This is a genomic window from Nocardia rhizosphaerihabitans (genome assembly GCF_014646295.1).
Lineage (GTDB): Bacteria > Actinomycetota > Actinomycetes > Mycobacteriales > Mycobacteriaceae > Nocardia > Nocardia rhizosphaerihabitans.
Genome location: NZ_BMNE01000008.1, coordinates 21,299 through 38,715 on the forward strand (window position 1 = coordinate 21,299; position 17,417 = coordinate 38,715).

Below are 17,417 nucleotides of genomic sequence, written 5' to 3' on the forward strand. Positions count from 1 at the left end.
CGCCCGGTCATGCTGGTGCCTGCTGCGGTTGCTCCCGCTGCTGCGCTTGACGGATCAGATCGACGATCGCCGTGGTCCGTTCGGGAAACTCGTTCGCCCACAATGCGAGGAAGGCATGCGCGACATCGTGCGCCGACAGAAATCCGAGGTCTTCCCCGATCTGCTGAAAGATCAGGTGAACGTCGCGGTTGGTCGTCTTGCGTGAGCGGACCACCGAAACGACACGCTGCTGCCGTTCCAGCGGCAGGCGTAGCGACAGTGTCAGCTTCGCCGCTAGTTCGTCCAGACGGGAACAGATATTGTCCAGAACGGTGCGTTCCGGATCGGAACTTCCTGGCAGGAGATAGATGTGTTTGTCCCGGTCGGCGAGGTCTTCCTGATCTCCGTCCAGGAAACAGACTGCGGGCTGCCAGGTGGTGGGAATCGAATTGTGATGCAGTGTAGCGTTCTTCGCTGCAGCAGCGCCGCTCATTGGATGGACCTCGATCATGTCCATCTCCATCTCGCCGTCCCTGCGCAACGCGGTCGCCACCAGGTCCCGGGCGAATTGATCCTCGACGAAGACCACCACATCGGCCTCGACCTGCCCGGTGATGGCGCGCAGTGACCGCACATCGAGCTTGCCCTGCATCACCCTGTCGCCCAGTGCAGCCCAGATGGCCTCCGCGGGCAGGGGAGCCAAGGCATCGTTCGAGTGGGTGGTGAACACCACCTGGCACTTCCGGCGGTATGCCACGTCGATCAGGTATTCGACCATCCGCTGGGTTGCGACCGGGTGAAGACCATTCTCGATCTCCTCGATCAGGATCAGACTGTTTTCCTCGGCCGCTTCCACTTCGGCGATGATCCTGATGACGCTCGCCTCGCCGGCGCCGAAATGGAACTCCGAATAGCCGTCACCGTTCGCGGTAACCCCGGAGAAGATGCTCAACCGATCGGTGGCATCGAGGAACAACTGACGGAACCCGGCCAACGGTTTGGCCAGCACCTTCTCCGCTTGGTCGATGACCTGATCAGGGAGATGGGTCTCGCGAACCGCCTCGAAGGCGCTGCCGACTGCCCGGCGCAGGTTTTGGCGCTCGCTGGCCGGGACGGTGCGTTCGACCCCGAAGATCAGCACCCTCCGGTCGACTGCAGTCCGATTCCATTTCAGCCGTTTGAAGCTGGCAGTCCGCAGCACCGGCAGCTTTCGGTTCAGACCCTTGTCGATGAGTTGATACTCGATCGACCAGTTCTGCATGCTGTCGTCGTACTTGCCGCTCTTGGCGAAGAACCGGCTCGGCGGCACAGAGCTGTAGGGGAGACCCGCAGCACCGAGGATCGTCGACTTCCCGCCGCCGTTCGGTCCGACCACCGCGGTGACCGGGAAGTCGAAGCTCACTTCGATTCCGGTGAAGCCGCGAACCTTGGTGAGTGTGAGTTTGCGGAGGTACTGGCCGTAGTTCTCCTTGGCTACCTTGCCCGCGAGGTCCTGGATGACCCCGTTCCGGATCTCGCTGCGAAACCCGTTCCCTGCGTTCATGACCACGAACCACCCCCAGCTCGCCACCTGGACGCTATGCGCCCCGACCGTTGAGGATGATAGCGCGTTCAGGCACATCCCTGGGTGCGCGCACCACAGTCGATCCCTGTGGACTGATCCGGAGGCCAACGAAATCGACTGCTGCCGAGAACATCACGCGCGGCCGTCATCCTGGGGTTCGCGTGGTTCGCGTCTTGGATCCGATGACGTGGCGGTTGGACTGAAGGCCGCCTGCACGGCAATCGGGCCGTCTGCGGTCGAACGCTGGAAACTCTGGTGCGACAGGGGCTGCGGTGAGATCGCCACACGGGCGGCACAGCGGACGGCAACTGGTTGTAGACACACCTCGTCAACTGAGTAGCAGCTCTTCTGCCGGCTCAACTCCTCTGGTCTCGCCACCAGAGTCCATCGTGCGGGTCCCACCTGGGTACGTCCGACCTGTGAACGATCCCGAATTCGTCAACCGCCAGCCGGAACCGCTGCGGCTGCACAGACGCGGAGACCAAGATCCAAACGATCGCCCAGAGGAAGCAGGTGAACACTGTAAGCAACAGATGCAGTACGTGGTTTACCTGCTTCATCTTTAGGAGCACAGCAGAGGATTGGGTCATCTCTTCGATCTGAGCGCCGTTGGAAACCTCTGCGTTGACCGCCATGCTGAGCAACCGCTGTCGTTCCTCGGGATCAACCAACCGCATCTGAATCTCCAATCAATCCCACTGGGCAGAGCCGTGGGAACGCGTGTCAAAGGATTCAATCAGAATGCCTCGCTGTCGACCAAACTTTGAGGATTCGCTGAGTTTGAACAGGCGATGCTCGTTGCGTTGGCGGCGGTCTCGATGTCATCGGTTCTCGCAGTGCCGCCTTCGGTGATGCCCCTTGTCTGTAAGACACCAAGCGGCAGGGCGCCGATCTGCTTGGTCGCTCGCCCGGCGAGCAACTACTCCCGATCGTGTGCGCGACGGCGCCGGACCAACGCGCCTTGCCTTGCGCTCTCCACTCCGACCTGAGGAGAGGAAATGGATGACATCGAAAGTGCGCTCAATTGGCTGATGCTGGCAACTACATCGCTCTCGTCCGCGATGCTGTTCGATTCGCGGATATGATAAGGTTTACTCCTCCGAGGCGGACCTTTGCATCGAAGCGAACAAGCATGCAGCGTATTGCTAATTGTACGAGATCGAGGACGTGCTCGATGATAACGCATCCTCCTTGATTGATGAAGTTCCCAGAAGTGGAGGATCCCTTTATTGAGTGTACTCGCGAACGATCTGATCAGCGCTAGCGCTGTGCAATGCAAGGAATTCTGCGGCCACGATGGGGTGGCCATCAGCTGTAATTTCGTTGACTGCCTGCCTGAATTGGTGTGGATCCGTGCGTGACGAATAGACCCGTTGACTGTCGCCGTCGAACAGCCAGATCCGGTGCTCATGCACGGATTTCGTTGACGGGTTGATGCCGACCGATTCGAGTACGACATAACGAAGCCCGGTCATTCCCAATAGAACTTCGTCGTCGATCCAGGTTACTCCTCCGTATCGACTTGTCATCCACTTGAGCTGGCCACCATAGATGGTATTTACGGCTTTGTCGAGGCGGACTCCGCTACCGTTCCAGAATATGTCTCCACGAATATGGGTTGGGTCCCCGGTCTTGGGAAGTATCCAACCCTCTAGCATCGGCAAGTACTCGTGCAATTTGTTCGGCCAGCCCGCGATCATGGAATTCAAGAAGTCACATGGATTGTATATGTGAAGTGCCACGTCGCCCTCCCCGGCGCGCTCAGATGCTTCGGCCAGCCATGCGGTAATAATGGCATGCCACGCAGCATTCCCGGAGAGGCTATTTTCAGCCTCTTGTACGAAACTGGCCCAACGTGTGCGGATCGCGGGGCTTGCGCTGCTAGTGAACCGGACTTGGCTCTGTCCCCGGTCATCACCAGTGAGAAAGCGGTACAGGTCTCGCTCCTCATAGGCATCGAGCTTGCTGAACGCTCCTTCCCCATGATACCGGGTAATCCTCCAAGCTGGGTTGCTCCCGATTTGGTGGAGAGTCCCGGGGACGGCGCTCCCGAGCTCGCCAAATCCATTTCTGTGTTCAGACACATAATTGCAAATCTTGCACAACGCGTCGTATTCGGCGGGGTTCTCGGCCGCGAACGGTTCGGGGCCATCGTAGTGGTCACTTAAGCCATTGTCTTCGGTAGGTCGATCCGGCCTAGCGCGAGGTAGATGCCGTATGGAAATGCAATGGTTTCAAAATCTGATATCCGGTCGAAATCTGCGGCGAGCAGGTCGCGCACGCCGACGGTCTTTGCTGCGACATTTATTAGCTGCCATATTTCACTTCTGCTCTCCTCGGTTGAGCAAACGTATATGACATGAATCGGTGTTACGCGGTGCTCAAATGACGGTTCAAGCAGTGATACGCGTTCTGTGCTGACCACGGCTCCTTGCTTGTCCAGCTGAAGTTTGTAGCCACGCAGGTCGTGGGTCCAATCTCTGGCCATATTGCTGACAGGTACGAGCAGTTCGTGCCAGTCGGTAGATACAATGATCGCGCGGATACGGTCGGCAGCCAGTTGCTTCTCCCTTCGCAGAAGCTCCGTATATTTCGCAACCTCGTGCAACGCCTGGCGCGAGGACGTCGTTGAGCGTTTCAGCTCGATCACGACCCACATGCCGTGTCGATCTCTCGCCAGGATGTCAACCTGGCCATGGGCGCCAAGCGAATTCGGCAGGCGATACTCGTTGCTCTGGACAGGGCGAAGGCCAGGCTCGATCAGATCGAGGTGATGAACGAGATGGTCTCGGAGTTCGAGTTCTGGCGGCGGCGTCTGCACGAACTCAGGATACGTTGTGCCACTGACGGTTCCGGAAACGCGGGACCTCCTCCCCGTGCTTCGTCGGGTGACATGTCACGTGGCGACCAAGCCAGCCGACGCACATTGCGAACCCTGCCGTGGCGAGTGTGGCCGCCAAACGATCGTTCATTCGGTCGCCTGGCCGTCCGATGGGAACGCCACATAGATATCCACGAGCTGCACGGAAGGGAGCTTTACCTGACCCGATCTATCTCTCCTTGCAGCAGTCTCGTTCGGCGCCATCAGACAAGAGATGGACTTGGTTCGAACGATGACACGTGCGGCACACGTGGTGACGCATCCCGGTACTAAGACAAGCAGCGAATTTGTACCTGCCCACATCGCCTTGAGCTGGGCAGCTGGCGAGTCAGTCGAGTGGTGTCCACGCGGACACAACTTGGATGTGCTGCCCGTACTGCGCGATGTCCGCCCAACCCGCATAGTCCGCAAAGGGCAGTCGGTCCGCTACGGATTCGGTCACCGTCGTGTACCAGTCGCCTTCCTCGCTCCCTCTGGAGCAGACGTTGATCGCCGCCAGATAGTGGCCACTCATGGTGAAGCGGACGACTGCAAGCGATTGACGGGTCCGGGTATCTCCGGGTCGGTCGATCGGAGCGAATCCTGTTGCGATATCGAACTTCCGGACTTGTGAACCGAGGTTTGTCCAGGACATCACCTGGTCGATCGCACCTCCGCTCCCTGTCGATGTAGTCTCCCAGCTCCCGCCGCGGCGCACCGCCACATAGTTGTATCCGCCCCTGCTGAAGCGCAGGATCGAGCCGTCCGGTGGTTCGACAGGCAACGGCTTCGACACGGGCTGCACAAGCGGAAGTGGTTCGAGTAGAGGCCTTGCCACGGCGAGGTCATACGCGAGTGGATCGGACAGTTGAGGACAGAGCTGGGGGCATGTGACTGGTGACCCGTCCAGCACCTGCGGAGATGCTTCGTTGGCTTTGATGCTGTCGATGCGGACCTTCGCTGCGACTGCCGAGCCGGTGATGTCACCCCAGCAGGCGGTGACGAGTCCGCGTGCCTCGAGATGCTGGATCAGTGGTGCGAAGCGCTGGCTCATCTGAGGGGTCAGCTGGCCGATCCGCTGACCGTCGACCCGTACCTCCACGTGGGGTTTCGCTCTCCCGCCCTCCGGCGCGTTCTCGTGGAGAGTGACGATCAGTACGCCGTGCCCACTTTCGGGCACGAATTTCCGGAGTACGTCGAAGTGTTCGTGTTCCTTGGTCACCTGCACGATGGCCGAGCGCGGAAGGATCGTGTAGGGGACCGTCGGCGGCTCGTTCAGCGGGATCGCGTCGCAGGCTTCGCCGAGACCGAGCTGCACCGACGCTCTGGCCTCGGTTCCGTCCCACCCGTCGTACTCGTAGTACGAGATGCGGCCGGAAGTCGTCGGGATGAATCCGGATGCGACGATGCGCCTGATGGGACCTGCCCAGCCCGGAGCGATCTCGGCGTCCAGGTATCCGATCGTGCGCCGCTCGACGCGGACCGAAATTGCCCAGGGACCCAGTGGCCCAGTCGGCTCGGGAATCAGCTGGACCTCGGGAGTCAGCTCAATCCGATCCTCGGGCAGGGGGTCTGGAAGAAGACTTCGAATCGCCGGCAGATGTTCGTCGGCCACATCGAGCTCGTGGTCACGCCAGCTCCGCGGCTGACTCCACAGTTGATACGGCGAGCCCACTTCGTGCTCAGGTGTCCGCACGGCGGGGACGCTCGCCGACTCGGGCTGATCGAGAGGCGTCGGCTCGGCTGCTTCGTCCACATCGACACCGAAATCCGTTGCCAGACCGGCGAGCCCGGAATTCCATCCCTGACCCACCGCCCGAACCTTCCACGCACCGGCACGACGGTAGACCTCACCGAAGACGAACGCCGTTTCCGTGGCCGCGTCCGAGGTGACGTATTCGGCCAGGGAACGCCCGGCCTCGTCGAGGATCTCGAAGGTGAGATCGCCGAGCGCACCGAAGTTCCCTGTTGTGATGCTGCCGGCGAGCGCCACGGTATGGACATGGTCCGGAACCGTGGACAAGTCGATCACGATCCTGGCGCGCGTGTCCCCGCCAGCACTGTAGGTGCCCTCGAAGCGCACCGAACCATCTGCGGACTGTGGCTGGTTGTAGAAGACGAAATCGGCGTCGGACCCAACTTTGCCGTCGGCACCCAGCAACAGGGCAGAAGCGTCCACATCGGCTGCGGAGTCGGCCCAGCCGATGATTGCGTCGATGCGGGTTGCATCGGCAGGGAGCGGGAGGTTCTGTCCGCGCAGCAGCTTCGGTGGCGTCACGGCTTCGATGCCCTTCTCAATTTCGGCGGTGTGCCTGGACTGGTCTGCCATGATCTCGCATGGTGTCGGGAGCTCGTTACGGATCTACTGGTCGACTTTGCTGAACGCGCAGCCACCTGATACGTCGACGAGCAACCTCGTGCGTTGCCGGATCCGGCGCAGATCGAGGTTTTCTGAAGCGATGCTCGGGCGTGTCGCTGCCGCTGTGTCGGAGCGTGCAACGCTGCTGCTGGGCGGAGATCGCACCGCAGATCCAATTCTAAGGCACTGCAACAGTTCTCAAACAAGCCACACACATGCATCTATGATTCGTGGATAGTCATGCGCGTGGAGCACGGACCATAAGCGAGGGGAACGCTTTGCCGGGGACAGCCGCACCAGCACCGCTGGTGGACAGAATCGACGAGCTGGCGATGTTGCTGAAGGCCGTCGATCAGTCGGTCGAGCAGCAGAAGGCGAGCGTTATCGTCCTGCGCGGCGAGGCAGGGGTGGGGAAGACTAGCCTGCTGACCACCTTCGCTCACGAGGCTGCTCTGAGGCATCGCGACGCGCACCTGTTGACCGGCTACGGCCAGGCGATGCTGAATTCGCTGGCCTCGGACTCGTTTCAGGCCGTACGTGAGTGCCTGCGATCGATGGCCTCCGCTGCGCAGCGATCCGGTTCGCCCTCCAGATGGCATCGAATCACGCAGTCTTTCAAAGAGAACGCGCCTGACTGGATCGAGTCCGTGCCGGTCGTCGGCCAGGTGCTTGCTGCCGGTGTCCGCACCGGTCAGTCCTATGCGGCCAGTGGTGACGGTGACCGAACAGAGATGGACAGCCGCCTCGACCAGCTGCTTCGCCTCATCGAGGACATCGTTGCCGACGCCCCGCTGCTGATGGTGCTCGATGATCTGCATTGGGCGGACACAGCAACCATCGACCTTCTGACAACGATTGCGCTCCGGGTAAAAGGTCCGCTGGTCCTTGTCCTTGCGTATCGCTCTGACCAGTTGAAGTCGGCTGAGCAGACCCACCCGTTGCAGCGGACGGTCTTCAGGTTGTGCCGATACCTTCCGGATACGCCGGTTATCGACCTGCCACGCCTGTCGCCGCAAGACACTGAGGAGCTGATCCGTCGAACCGTCCCCGGCCCGAGGATCGCGCCACATGCGGTCTCGAGGATCGTCCGGTTGAGCGCTGGGAACCCTCTGTTTGCGGAGTCGTTGGCGCGTGTGGATCAACGCAACGGACATCAGCCACCGCGGCAGATCACCGCGGTTATCGAGGATCGACTGTCCTACCTGACCTCGGAAGATCAGCGGCTACTCGAAACGGCGGCGCTGATCGGTTACAACTTCGAAGTCGAGTACCTTGCTCAACTCACCAGGCTCGATGTCGATGATGTGTTCGAGCGGCTGCATGTACTGTTCGATGAGCACGACCTCGTCCGCCCGGCGGACCGTCGGAATGAGTACGACCGCTACCGCATTCATCACCCGCTCTTCGCGCAGGTATTGCGGGAACGTGGTGTGGCCAACGGGCCGCGATGGCGCCGCCACCACGCCAAACTCCTGCAGATCATCGAAGCCGAGCAGGAGTGGGACGATGAGTTGTGGGTGCGTGCGGCAGCGGTCGCTGTCGAAGCACGCAACACTGCGAAGGCCGGTTCTCTTGCGTTGCAGGCCGCTCGACGTCAGTTTGCGCTGGGAGCTGTTTCGAAGGCGCGCGATCTGGCGCGAATCGCGGTCGAACACACCCCGAGCTTCGATGCCTTGGCATTGCTGGCCGAGTGCTTGTCCGCCGGCGGCGATCACGTCGGGGGAGTTGACGCGTGTGTGGCGGCCCTGCAGCTGACCGAGCCTGCTGTGGGTCCTGCCTTGGTGGCGCAGGTACAGCTGCTTTGGGCGCGGAACTTGCGCATGACCTGCCGCTGGTCGGAGACAGTAGATGTGCTCGACCAGTTGGCCGTGGCCTACCCAGAACCCAGCGGGTTGCTCGCAGAGACGTTGAACCTCTACGCAGAGGTCGCGCTGTGCGGGCCCGTTCAGGACAGTGCCCGATGCGTCGAGTTGTGCGATCAGGTCGCGGCGATGTCCGCGGAACCTGCTGTGCAATCGCGGGCATTCGGCCACCGAGGGCTTGCGCACCTGGCCGCCTATGAGCCGATGGAAGCTGAGCAGTGGCTGCAGAAGGCGATTGATGTCGCGGTTGCGGCCGGCCACCCGTATGCCGAGTACGAAGCCGTGCACTGGCTCAGCAAGAAGACGATGGCGTGCATGGAGCTCGAGCGTTCTGCTCAGCTGCTCGCGCAACTGCGTGAAATGTCGCAAACCTCCGGGGTGGCTAGCGAGAACCCACCGCATGTGCGCGACCTCGGCCGTGTACTCGGGCTCTTGGGTGAGTTCCCGAATGCCGCGAACGCTTTCGCGGTATTCACCGATATCAGCCAGATCGCGGCAGCCGGACGCGTGTCGACAACCCTCGCGTGTCAGCTGTCCGAGATCGAGTGGCGCCACGGTCCGCAGGCAGCAGGCGAGTTCCTCGACGAACTGTCGCGTGCGGCCGGTGAGGATTTTCTCCTCGCGGAGTCTCGTGCGCTCTTGCAGGGGTCGGTCGAACAACTTCGTGGACGTCCGTCCGGGTGGGACCCAGTGCTGTTCGCGGTCAACGTGTTGGGAGTGTCTGATGCAGATGCTCGAGCGGCCGATGCGATCTTCCGGTTCGATGTGCCCAGTCTGGCGCAATTACGAGCAGGGCTGCAATGAAATCTAGTGCAGTAGCCGAATTCCCCCTGCGTACGGACTGCATCCAGTTCAATCACGCTTCCTACGGACTGAGTTCGCTGCGTGTGATCGACGAGGGGGAACGCCTTCGCCGTGAGATCGAATCGGACCCGACCGTCCATCTTGGGCCCGAGCTGACCGCTCGACTCGAGATGCAGTCGGCGAATGTGGCAGGGGCGCTGGGCGTTGAACCCGACCGAATGACGTTGTGCACCAATGCGACATCGGGAGCCGCAGCGATCATCGCGTCAGTGCCGTTGACCTCCACCAGCACGGTAGTCATCCTTGATGTCGAGTACTCATCGATTCGCCGAGCTTGGGAGATTGCCTGTGCGAAGGTTGGCGCCGACCTCGTGCCAGTGGCGGTGCCGATGCCGCTTGAATCTGCCGCCGATCTGCTGACTGAGCTCGATGCACGCACTCCTGGGCCGATCGACTACCTGCAAATCAGTGCCATAACCTCCTCGACTGCAATCCAGATGCCGATACCGGCCCTCGCCGCCTGGGCGAAGCAACGGGGCGGTCGACTGATCGTGGATGCGGCGCACGTGCCCGGCCACATTCCTCTGATGCCTCAGCAGTGGGGTGCTTCCGCGGTGTTCGGAACGCTGCACAAGTGGTTTCCGACGCTACGCCCGGTCGGTTTCCTGTGGCTCGATCCAGAACTCGACGATCTCATTCGCCCCGCAGAAGTCTCGCTTACCTGGGATTCGCCCAGTCTTGTCGAGCGGTTTTCGTGGCCTGGAACTTTCGACCCGGCCCCACGCCTCTGCGTGGACACAGCGGTCGATCAATGGCGTGAATGGGCATCGGAAGGGTTGCTCGATGGATGTAAAGCGCTGGCAGACAACGCAGACCGTGCGATAGTTGACTCCGGCGCCAGGTGTACGTCGGCACCGGAGTACCGGCCGCCCCGGCTTCGGGCCTACATTCTCGACGGCGCGAGCCCACTGCATGTCAAGGACTTGTTGCAGTCGGCTGGGATCCGAGCATGGGTCGGCCAGGGTTCCCATGGGGAATGCCTGCTGCGGCTGGCTACGCATATCTACAACGACGAAAACGACGTGGACCGTGTCACCCACCGAATCAAGGAGGTGCTGTCTCGATGAACGTCCCGACGATCCCTGAACGGCTGGAAGCGGCCATCATCTTCCTGCGTGGTGAAGAAGATGGCCGCGCTTGGCTCGGTGCGCTGCCTGATCAACTCAGCGACTATGCCGAGCGTTGGGGTCTGGAACTGGACAGCATCGCGGAGAACGGGGCGATGTCTTGCTGTGCGTACTGCACAGAGGTCGAAACCGGTCGCGCGGCTGTGCTGAAGATCCCCGTAGACCTCGAGGCCGGCAACACTGAAATGCGAATGATCGACCGATGGGCGGCCGGCAATGCCGCGCCCTCGGTGCTACGGCACGACGTCGACACCGGTGTCTTCCTCATGACCCGGATCATCCCGGGCACCGTGGCTTGGCCCGGCGGCGATCCCGCGGAATCGGCCAGCTTCGCAACGCTACTCAGCCGACTCAATGCTCCTGACCTGCCCGAGCCCCCGGTTCTGAAAGACATCGCCGACATCGCCCAGATGCGAATGGGTTGGGCCAGAGAACGATTCGATGACCCGAGATTCGCGGAGGCCGTCGAACGTGTCGACGCCCACCGACATCTCGCCGATGCCCAGCATGTGCTCGAGCGGCTACTGAGTACCACTGAGCGACGACATGTACTCCACGCCGACTTGCAAGCCAAGAACATCCTGCAGGGTCCTGACCTCTGGTACACGATCGATCCGCTGGGCGCCGTCGGCGACGTCAATGCCGAAGCTGCACTGTGGGTTGCAATTCAAGACGGGCCCCGCACGGTCGCCGAGCGGCTCGACGACCTCGCGACACATCCGTTGCTGACACCGAATCGGCTGCACGCTTGGACCTACGTCTTCGCAGTCGCCGAGTACCGGCCGTACTTGCCAGCCTCGGGAGAACGGATCGAACTGTTCATCTCGGATATCGACCAAGCAATCGCAGACGCGATCTAGCTTGTGGCTTGAACAAGTTGGCTCCGGAGAGCCAACCGGATCAACGCCACCTCTCTGCAGCCACAACCAGCGCAGATCCCGATGCGGCTTGCGCGAGTGGCTGCGTGATTGGGCGAGGACCCCATACTCAGGGGTGTGCCTCTTGCGTGTCGCCATGGTCGTCGACTCTTCCTGCCCACTACGTGGGCCGCAGGGCTCTCACAGTCGCCGGACCGAGAACATGGGGTCAGGTCAGCTGCATGAAACAGGTGCGAACACTGGTCAAGAGCCGACCGGTTGCTGGTCACCCCACCGTCCTGGCCAGACCGTTGGGACTGCGTCGGCTACCTCCGTACGCCACACCCCACCGTGCCAACATCAAGCACACGGGGCTCGGCGGTGGACGAATTCGATTGTTGCCGCATCACTTTGAGGCGCATTGATCTTCCGGTACTGTCTCGGACAAGGGCAGGTATGGGGGGGTTGTGGGTTCCGCAGTAAACGTGCGTCCCGAGGATCTGGTGACGCTCGCTGATCGGTGTATCGACCTGGCTCTCGGCCTGACATCGGCGGTCAGTGAATCGGCAGGTGGTCTGACCGTTGCCGCGGGGGACGCGGGGAACACCGGCGGTGGCTTCAGCATCACGGCCGCGCACGGGCCGTGTGTCGAGGCCGCTCACGAAGCGATCGAGTCGTTGGCGGCCGTGCTGGAGGCTGACGCCGAAGCGTTGATGCTGTCCGCCTTCGCATTCTCCGATACGGACGAGGCGGCGGCGCGAGCCATTATCGGCGGCGCCTCAGCACCGCCCGGCACAGTACCGACGCCTGGAACACCCGCCACACCGCGATGACGTGAGGGATTCGAATGGCAGAGGGGCAATGGAAGTTGTGGCACGACGCCGCATCGCTCGACGACGCGGCCCGGCAGTGGGCAACGTTTGCCAACCGACTCGAGTCGACCGCTGATCAGCTGCTCGCCGAATCCAAGAACCTCGTCGCCGAGTGGGACGGTGAGACCGCCGAGTCTTACTACACACACCGCAACCAAGTGGTGACCGAGTTGGATACCGCTCAGGGCATTGCCGCGAGAGTAGCCTCGGCAGTTATCCTTATCGCCGCGAACGTACGCTCAGCACAGGATCAACTCGACCAATCTTGGGACACTGTCTCGCATATTTCACATTCGGGCAGCCCCTCGGGTGCGGTCAGGTTCGAGCCCCGAGACGACGCCGAGACCGAGCTGGTCAACGCCGCCGGCATCCGTGCCGCGGAGATCCGTACTGCTCTCGACAGCAGTTTGGGCAGCCACAAACAGACCCTGGCCGACGCCACCAGGGATTGGCAGGCGATCAGTGCAGCGTTCGCGTCGATCACCCAGGATGGCGGTAACCCGTTCACGCTACCCCCGGATGTCGACAGCGACGGAGTCATCACGGTTGGCCACAAGACATATTTCAACACCGGCTCGGGCGACGACGTGGTCACTATCAGCGATGATCCGTTGACTGGCGGAAGGCGGGTCACTGTCAACGGGACGTCGTATGCCGTACCCGAGGGCCAGGAGATCGTTGTCCGCACAGGTGAGGGAGCAGACCACGTCAACGTTCCCGAGGGAACCAAGGTGAACCTCACGGTTCTGGGCGGCAAGGACGACGACGTGATCAAGACCGGAGTTGGAACCGACCGTGTTCTCGGTGGTCAAGGAGACGACGAGATCGAAACCGGCGGCGGCCGGGACTCGGTCCTCGCGGGTGGTGGGCGCGATTACGTCGACGGACAGGGCGATGACGACCTGCTCAGCGGCGGCGGGGGCAACGACACGGTGTACGGGCTCGGTGGCAACGACCGTCTTCTCGGCGGGGCGGGTCAGGACTACCTCGAGGGCGCAACCGGCGACGATACGATCGCCGCGGGTGCGGGCAATGACATCATGTCGGGTGGACGCGACAATGACGTCATGTATGGCGGAGCCGGAAACGATACGTCCTATGCCGGAGCGGGCTCGGACGCAACCTACGGCGGCACTGGTGCGGACACAGCGCACAATGAGACCGGCGACCGTTCGGATAGAGATACCGAGCACACCGTGACGGTGCAGATCTCCAACGATGCCCGGTTCATCAAGATCGAAGGATCACCGGAGTTCGTGGCCAGGACCGAGGCTGATCTGGACATGCTGCGGTCCTCGCCGGCCGGACAGCAGATGCTGGCCGAGATGCAGCGCGCACATGACGACTCGGGTTTTCTCGGCATCGGTAAGGAAAACCTCACCATCACCGAGTATCCGACCAGCGACAACAGCAAGGCGCGCGACGGTGCCTTCGGTGGCAATGAGATCGAATACTCGCCACGAATGGATTCCATCAACGACGGCCCTCCCGCGGTGGTCCTCTATCACGAGATGGCCCACGTCTACGACTATATGACCGGCAACTTCGATGCCACCAAGTACACCGGTGACGACCCGACCAATCACGGGATCAGGCAAGGAGAACGCGTTGCCGCCGGTCTACCGGTCGACCATGATCGCAATCCGGAAACCCCGGAGATAATCGACCCCGACCATCGTATCGAGCTGACCGAGAACGGGTTGCGCGCGGAGATGGGTGCACCACATCGTGAACACTACTGATTCGCGACCGGCGGCAAGAAGATTCGGTACCAGCGAGCGGGCCTGTTCGCTACTTGCCATCTGCGCATTGCTGCTCGTCGCCTGTGGCGCAGGGGCGAATACCGTCGATCAGCTAGCCGGTGGTGCCACGATTCCAGCCGGGGTTACGTTCGACGCCGATGTGACAATCACCCCTGCGGACGTTACGGTTGACTGGAGTGTGGAAAACCGAAGTACCACTGAATTGCTTGTCCCGATACTGGTCTCGCACAAAGATGTAAAGCCTGAGGGTAACGCCTATGTTGTCCCGGCAGGTGACCACATCGAAATCGCAGAGCGTCTCTTCGTCTGGCCTGACGAAGTCGAGGAATTGGCCGTTACGCCGTCCGTTGGTGCGCTGCGCATCCGCCCGGGTACCACAGAATCGCGAACCATCCGGGTGCCTCGTCCGTTCAAGCCCTACCACCCTTTCGGGGGCGGCTTCGATGACGGTCCACCCGCATTACCGTCCCACCCGGAGGGCGTCGTCTTCTGTCTCGGGGTCGTGCCGGACCCGTACCCGCCCCCCCTGAAACTCGACACGGCGAAGGGTGTCGAGTTTGTGGCCCATGGGTGGGATGCACAGCAGTACCGCTTCTGTACGGACCCGGTGGCTGTCGAGTGATCCTGCCTTCCTGGTCTCAATTTCGCAAGATGGCTATGTTGTTGTGCGCGGCGCGGTTTTGATCCGCAGCGGCATTCCGGTTGAGGCAAGGCGGTTCAGGAGCCGATGATCGAAGTACATCGAAGGAAAGCTTCTGCCTGCTAACGTGGCCTCCACCAGAATTTCGCCGCCAGTTTCGCGGGGCGTCGTCACCGACCTGGCGGCACTCAATTCGTCGAGGAACGCGGCGACCGCGTACTCCAGGCTCCAGTTCATGTCGATCCGATGTAAATGGGTCTCATCGGCATCATTTTCGCCAGTTCCGACTACTTCAGTACGGATCACCGGAGTTTTGTTGTCATGCTCATCGATCATTGACTACTCCTAGATGACATCAATATCGAGCGAAAGTCCAGTAGGTGCTAGAAATGCGAGCGTCGCAGCCGACAAGGTGATTTCAGGCCAACGACCCGGCGGGGCATCCACCGCAACGGTCAGACAGCCGGATATTTCCGGGTCTGAGAGAACGCCCCGCAACTGCCCGCTAGCCTGTGCAAGTTGTCCGACAGCCCGGTCTATCTGCCCACCAACCTGTCCGGCGCCGGTCACTAGCCGAAGAACCCAACCATCAGAACTCCTACGCAGTTTAGGCGCGGCTCCCTGCTGCCCGGACCGCCATTGATCGGACGGCGTAAGACCTAGCGACGCAGTCACCTCATCCGGGTCGAAAGCGCCGGTCAATCGTAGAGAAACGGATACTTCGACAAGCTCCTCAACTGTCATTGCAATCTGATCCCCGTCGGGTCGCCGGGGCCCTTTCCGCCTTTTGGCTTAATGTACACGTTTCCCTTTCCATCCTTGTATAGATCGTACCGCGACGGCGGATCCGGCTTTACGTCATGTGGGTCGTGACCGCGGGATTTTAGTTCCCTAATATCCTTGTCGGTCAGGATTTTATCCTGCGCGGGGTTCCGTGTCCGTTCCTCCGTGCTGTCCCAGACCGGCTCGTCGTCGGCTGCCTCGGCCGCGATGTATACCGCCATGCCCGCGATCGCACCCACCGCCGCACTCAGTCCAGCTTGGGTGAGATCGGGGATGGCGGTGAACCCGCCGCCGGCCACTCCGATGGCGATGACCGCGCCGACGGCGGTGACCATGCGGCTCACGGTGACGGTGTTCTTGATGATCACCGCCGTGGATTCCACAATCTCGATGGTGACCGCGGTCCCGCCCGCACCGGCGGCCGCGGCGCCGACGCCTGCGGTCAGGAAGGCTGCGACGCCGACGACCACCGCGGTCAACACGATGGCTGCGCCGATCTCGACAGCGGCGGCAGCGACTTGTTTGCCGATGTCCTCGCGCATGGTCGAGAGCGCCTCATTGTGTTCGGTCAGCGGCGTAACAATGCCCTTGGCGGCATCGGCGAGTAGTTTCGCCGCCTGTTCAAGGGTGGCGAGCTTTTCTTCGATGGCGATGATGTTGGGGTCGGTGCTGCCATCGAATTTTGCTTTGATCCCGCTGATTCGGGTCGCGGCTCCGGTGACTGTGGCGTGTTCGGCGAAGGTTTTCCACGCGTCGCGGGCGATGCCGAGTTTGTCTTTGTCACCGTTAGGGATTCGTCCGACTCGCTCCAGGAGTCCGACTACTACGCCTTCGTCCAACCCGGGACCATTGTCGCCTCGCGAGCTGACCGGCAAGGCCATACCGGAGTCGTAGAGCGGTTCGGACTCAGTGGGTTTGGTGGGTGCTGAACCGCTGGCTGTGGTGCGGTTGGAGTGCCACCAGTTGTAGCCATTCGCTTGCAAGACATCGCCATAGCGAAGTAGCGCGTTCGCCAATGTTGCGGCAAGAGTGACGATTTCCTTGGCGTGGTTGTCGTAGGTGGTGATCCAGTTATTGCACGATTCGTGGTTTCCCGCCATGCCGCCGCACTGGTTTTGTAGGGCCGCGTTGAGTGGACCGAGGGCAAGGCTGAGGTCGTTGGCCAGGGCGTGGCATTTGTTGCCGGCGTCGTAGTACATGCCGGTGTCGATGGTCCACGTCACTAGGCGCTTCCCAGCATCTTCTTGTTGATGTCGGCGGCATTGCCATAGCGGGTATGGGCTGATTTGGCGGCAGTGCTCATATCGCGCAGGCCGTCGGCGAATTCTCTTGCACCGGTTGCCCATTGGGTGTGGGCTATCTGGTAGGCGTCGGCGGCGATGCCTTCCCAGCTGCTGCCTTTGAGGGTCGCGACCTGATCGTCGATGTCGTCGAGGTGGTCGGCGACGTAGCCGGCGAGACCGGCGATTCGGGCCACGATCTGGTCGAGTTCGTCCATGTTGACCGAGAATTCCGACATCACAGGCCCGAGAGGTCGAGGCCGGACATGTTCAGTGAGTATGCGAGGTTGGTGTCTTGCTGTTGATAGTTCTCGGCGGTGATGCCGAGTTTGCTGGCCATGTCGGTGAGCGCGGTGATGATGGTGGTGCCGCCGTCGTGGGTTTCGGTCCAGCCGGTGCCGAACAAGGTGGCCAGGTCACCGCTCCAGCCGCCAGCCAACAGGGTGTCGACCTCAGTGTTGGCTGAAGCGAGGGCGGTACGTAGTGCTTCGGCGATGCCGTAGACATAGCGGCCGACGGCTTGGACCTCAGTGGGTACAACAGATAGCGACGCTCCGCCGCTCCCCCCAGGAGTGCTCATAGCCAGGGAGGCTACGGGAGGGAATGG

The 17,417-nt window shown here is 61.5% G+C and carries 16 protein-coding genes; 6 read left to right on the forward strand and 10 right to left on the reverse strand.

Annotated elements, in window-relative coordinates; all coding sequences use genetic code 11:
- Positions 1-7 precede the first annotated feature (7 nt).
- From IEY60_RS28280 to IEY60_RS28295, 5 genes are all read right to left on the reverse strand, one after another.
- Entirely contained in the window at positions 8-1,522 is a 1,515-nt protein-coding gene (locus IEY60_RS28280) for an ATP-dependent nuclease (protein ID WP_189033556.1), read from the reverse strand.
- A gap of 377 nt (positions 1,523-1,899) precedes the next feature.
- Complete coding sequence (locus IEY60_RS36745; protein WP_505828969.1) at positions 1,900-2,220, reverse strand: DUF8108 domain-containing protein; 321 nt, start codon at positions 2,218-2,220, stop codon at positions 1,900-1,902.
- 549 nt (positions 2,221-2,769) lie between these two features.
- Positions 2,770-3,252, reverse strand: coding sequence for a hypothetical protein (locus IEY60_RS28285; protein ID WP_189033557.1), 483 nt, complete (start codon positions 3,250-3,252; stop codon positions 2,770-2,772).
- Between the two features lie 455 nt (positions 3,253-3,707).
- Positions 3,708-4,364 (reverse strand): endonuclease NucS domain-containing protein, encoded by a 657-nt coding sequence (locus tag IEY60_RS28290; protein ID WP_189033558.1) that lies wholly within the window; start codon positions 4,362-4,364, stop codon positions 3,708-3,710.
- A gap of 388 nt (positions 4,365-4,752) precedes the next feature.
- Positions 4,753-6,732 (reverse strand): TerD family protein, encoded by a 1,980-nt coding sequence (locus IEY60_RS28295; protein ID WP_373291778.1) that lies wholly within the window; start codon positions 6,730-6,732, stop codon positions 4,753-4,755.
- Positions 6,733-7,070: 338 nt separating this feature from the next.
- On the opposite strand from IEY60_RS28295, the gene IEY60_RS28300 reads away from it, so the two are divergent.
- The 6 genes from IEY60_RS28300 (at position 7,071) to IEY60_RS28325 (ending at position 14,729) form a co-directional block, all read left to right on the forward strand.
- Complete coding sequence (locus IEY60_RS28300) at positions 7,071-9,428, forward strand: ATP-binding protein (protein ID WP_189033559.1); 2,358 nt, start codon at positions 7,071-7,073, stop codon at positions 9,426-9,428.
- Positions 9,425-10,555 (forward strand): aminotransferase class V-fold PLP-dependent enzyme, encoded by a 1,131-nt coding sequence (locus IEY60_RS28305; RefSeq protein ID WP_189033560.1) that lies wholly within the window; start codon positions 9,425-9,427, stop codon positions 10,553-10,555. The genes IEY60_RS28300 and IEY60_RS28305 overlap by 4 nt, the downstream gene beginning before the upstream one ends.
- The gene (locus IEY60_RS28310; protein ID WP_189033561.1) at positions 10,552-11,475 is read left to right on the forward strand and encodes an aminoglycoside phosphotransferase family protein; all 924 of its coding nucleotides are present in this window, start codon (positions 10,552-10,554) and stop codon (positions 11,473-11,475) included. Before IEY60_RS28305 ends, IEY60_RS28310 begins: the two co-directional genes overlap by 4 nt.
- Before the next feature lie 500 nt (positions 11,476-11,975).
- Positions 11,976-12,305, forward strand: a complete 330-nt coding sequence (locus IEY60_RS28315) for a hypothetical protein (RefSeq protein ID WP_229740200.1) — start codon at positions 11,976-11,978, stop codon at positions 12,303-12,305.
- A gap of 14 nt (positions 12,306-12,319) precedes the next feature.
- Positions 12,320-14,086, forward strand: coding sequence for a M91 family zinc metallopeptidase (locus IEY60_RS28320; RefSeq protein WP_189033563.1), 1,767 nt, complete (start codon positions 12,320-12,322; stop codon positions 14,084-14,086).
- Positions 14,061-14,729, forward strand: coding sequence for a hypothetical protein (locus tag IEY60_RS28325; protein WP_189033564.1), 669 nt, complete (start codon positions 14,061-14,063; stop codon positions 14,727-14,729). Before IEY60_RS28320 ends, IEY60_RS28325 begins: the two co-directional genes overlap by 26 nt.
- Before the next feature lie 33 nt (positions 14,730-14,762).
- On the opposite strand, the gene IEY60_RS28330 is transcribed toward IEY60_RS28325, so the two are convergent.
- From IEY60_RS28330 to IEY60_RS28350, 5 genes are read right to left on the reverse strand one after another with little or no spacing between them, the layout of a single operon-like run.
- Positions 14,763-15,083, reverse strand: coding sequence for a hypothetical protein (locus IEY60_RS28330; RefSeq protein WP_189033565.1), 321 nt, complete (start codon positions 15,081-15,083; stop codon positions 14,763-14,765).
- A 9-nt stretch (positions 15,084-15,092) separates the two neighbouring features.
- Entirely contained in the window at positions 15,093-15,491 is a 399-nt protein-coding gene (locus IEY60_RS36600) for a DUF4279 domain-containing protein (RefSeq protein ID WP_189033566.1), read from the reverse strand.
- Positions 15,488-16,753, reverse strand: a complete 1,266-nt coding sequence (locus IEY60_RS36010) for a polymorphic toxin type 33 domain-containing protein (RefSeq protein ID WP_229740201.1) — start codon at positions 16,751-16,753, stop codon at positions 15,488-15,490. The genes IEY60_RS36600 and IEY60_RS36010 overlap by 4 nt, the downstream gene beginning before the upstream one ends.
- Positions 16,753-17,028, reverse strand: coding sequence for a WXG100 family type VII secretion target (locus tag IEY60_RS28345; RefSeq protein ID WP_229740202.1), 276 nt, complete (start codon positions 17,026-17,028; stop codon positions 16,753-16,755). Before IEY60_RS28345 ends, IEY60_RS36010 begins: the two co-directional genes overlap by 1 nt.
- A 20-nt stretch (positions 17,029-17,048) precedes the next feature.
- Entirely contained in the window at positions 17,049-17,390 is a 342-nt protein-coding gene (locus IEY60_RS28350; RefSeq protein ID WP_189033568.1) for a WXG100 family type VII secretion target, read from the reverse strand.
- Positions 17,391-17,417 lie beyond the last annotated feature (27 nt).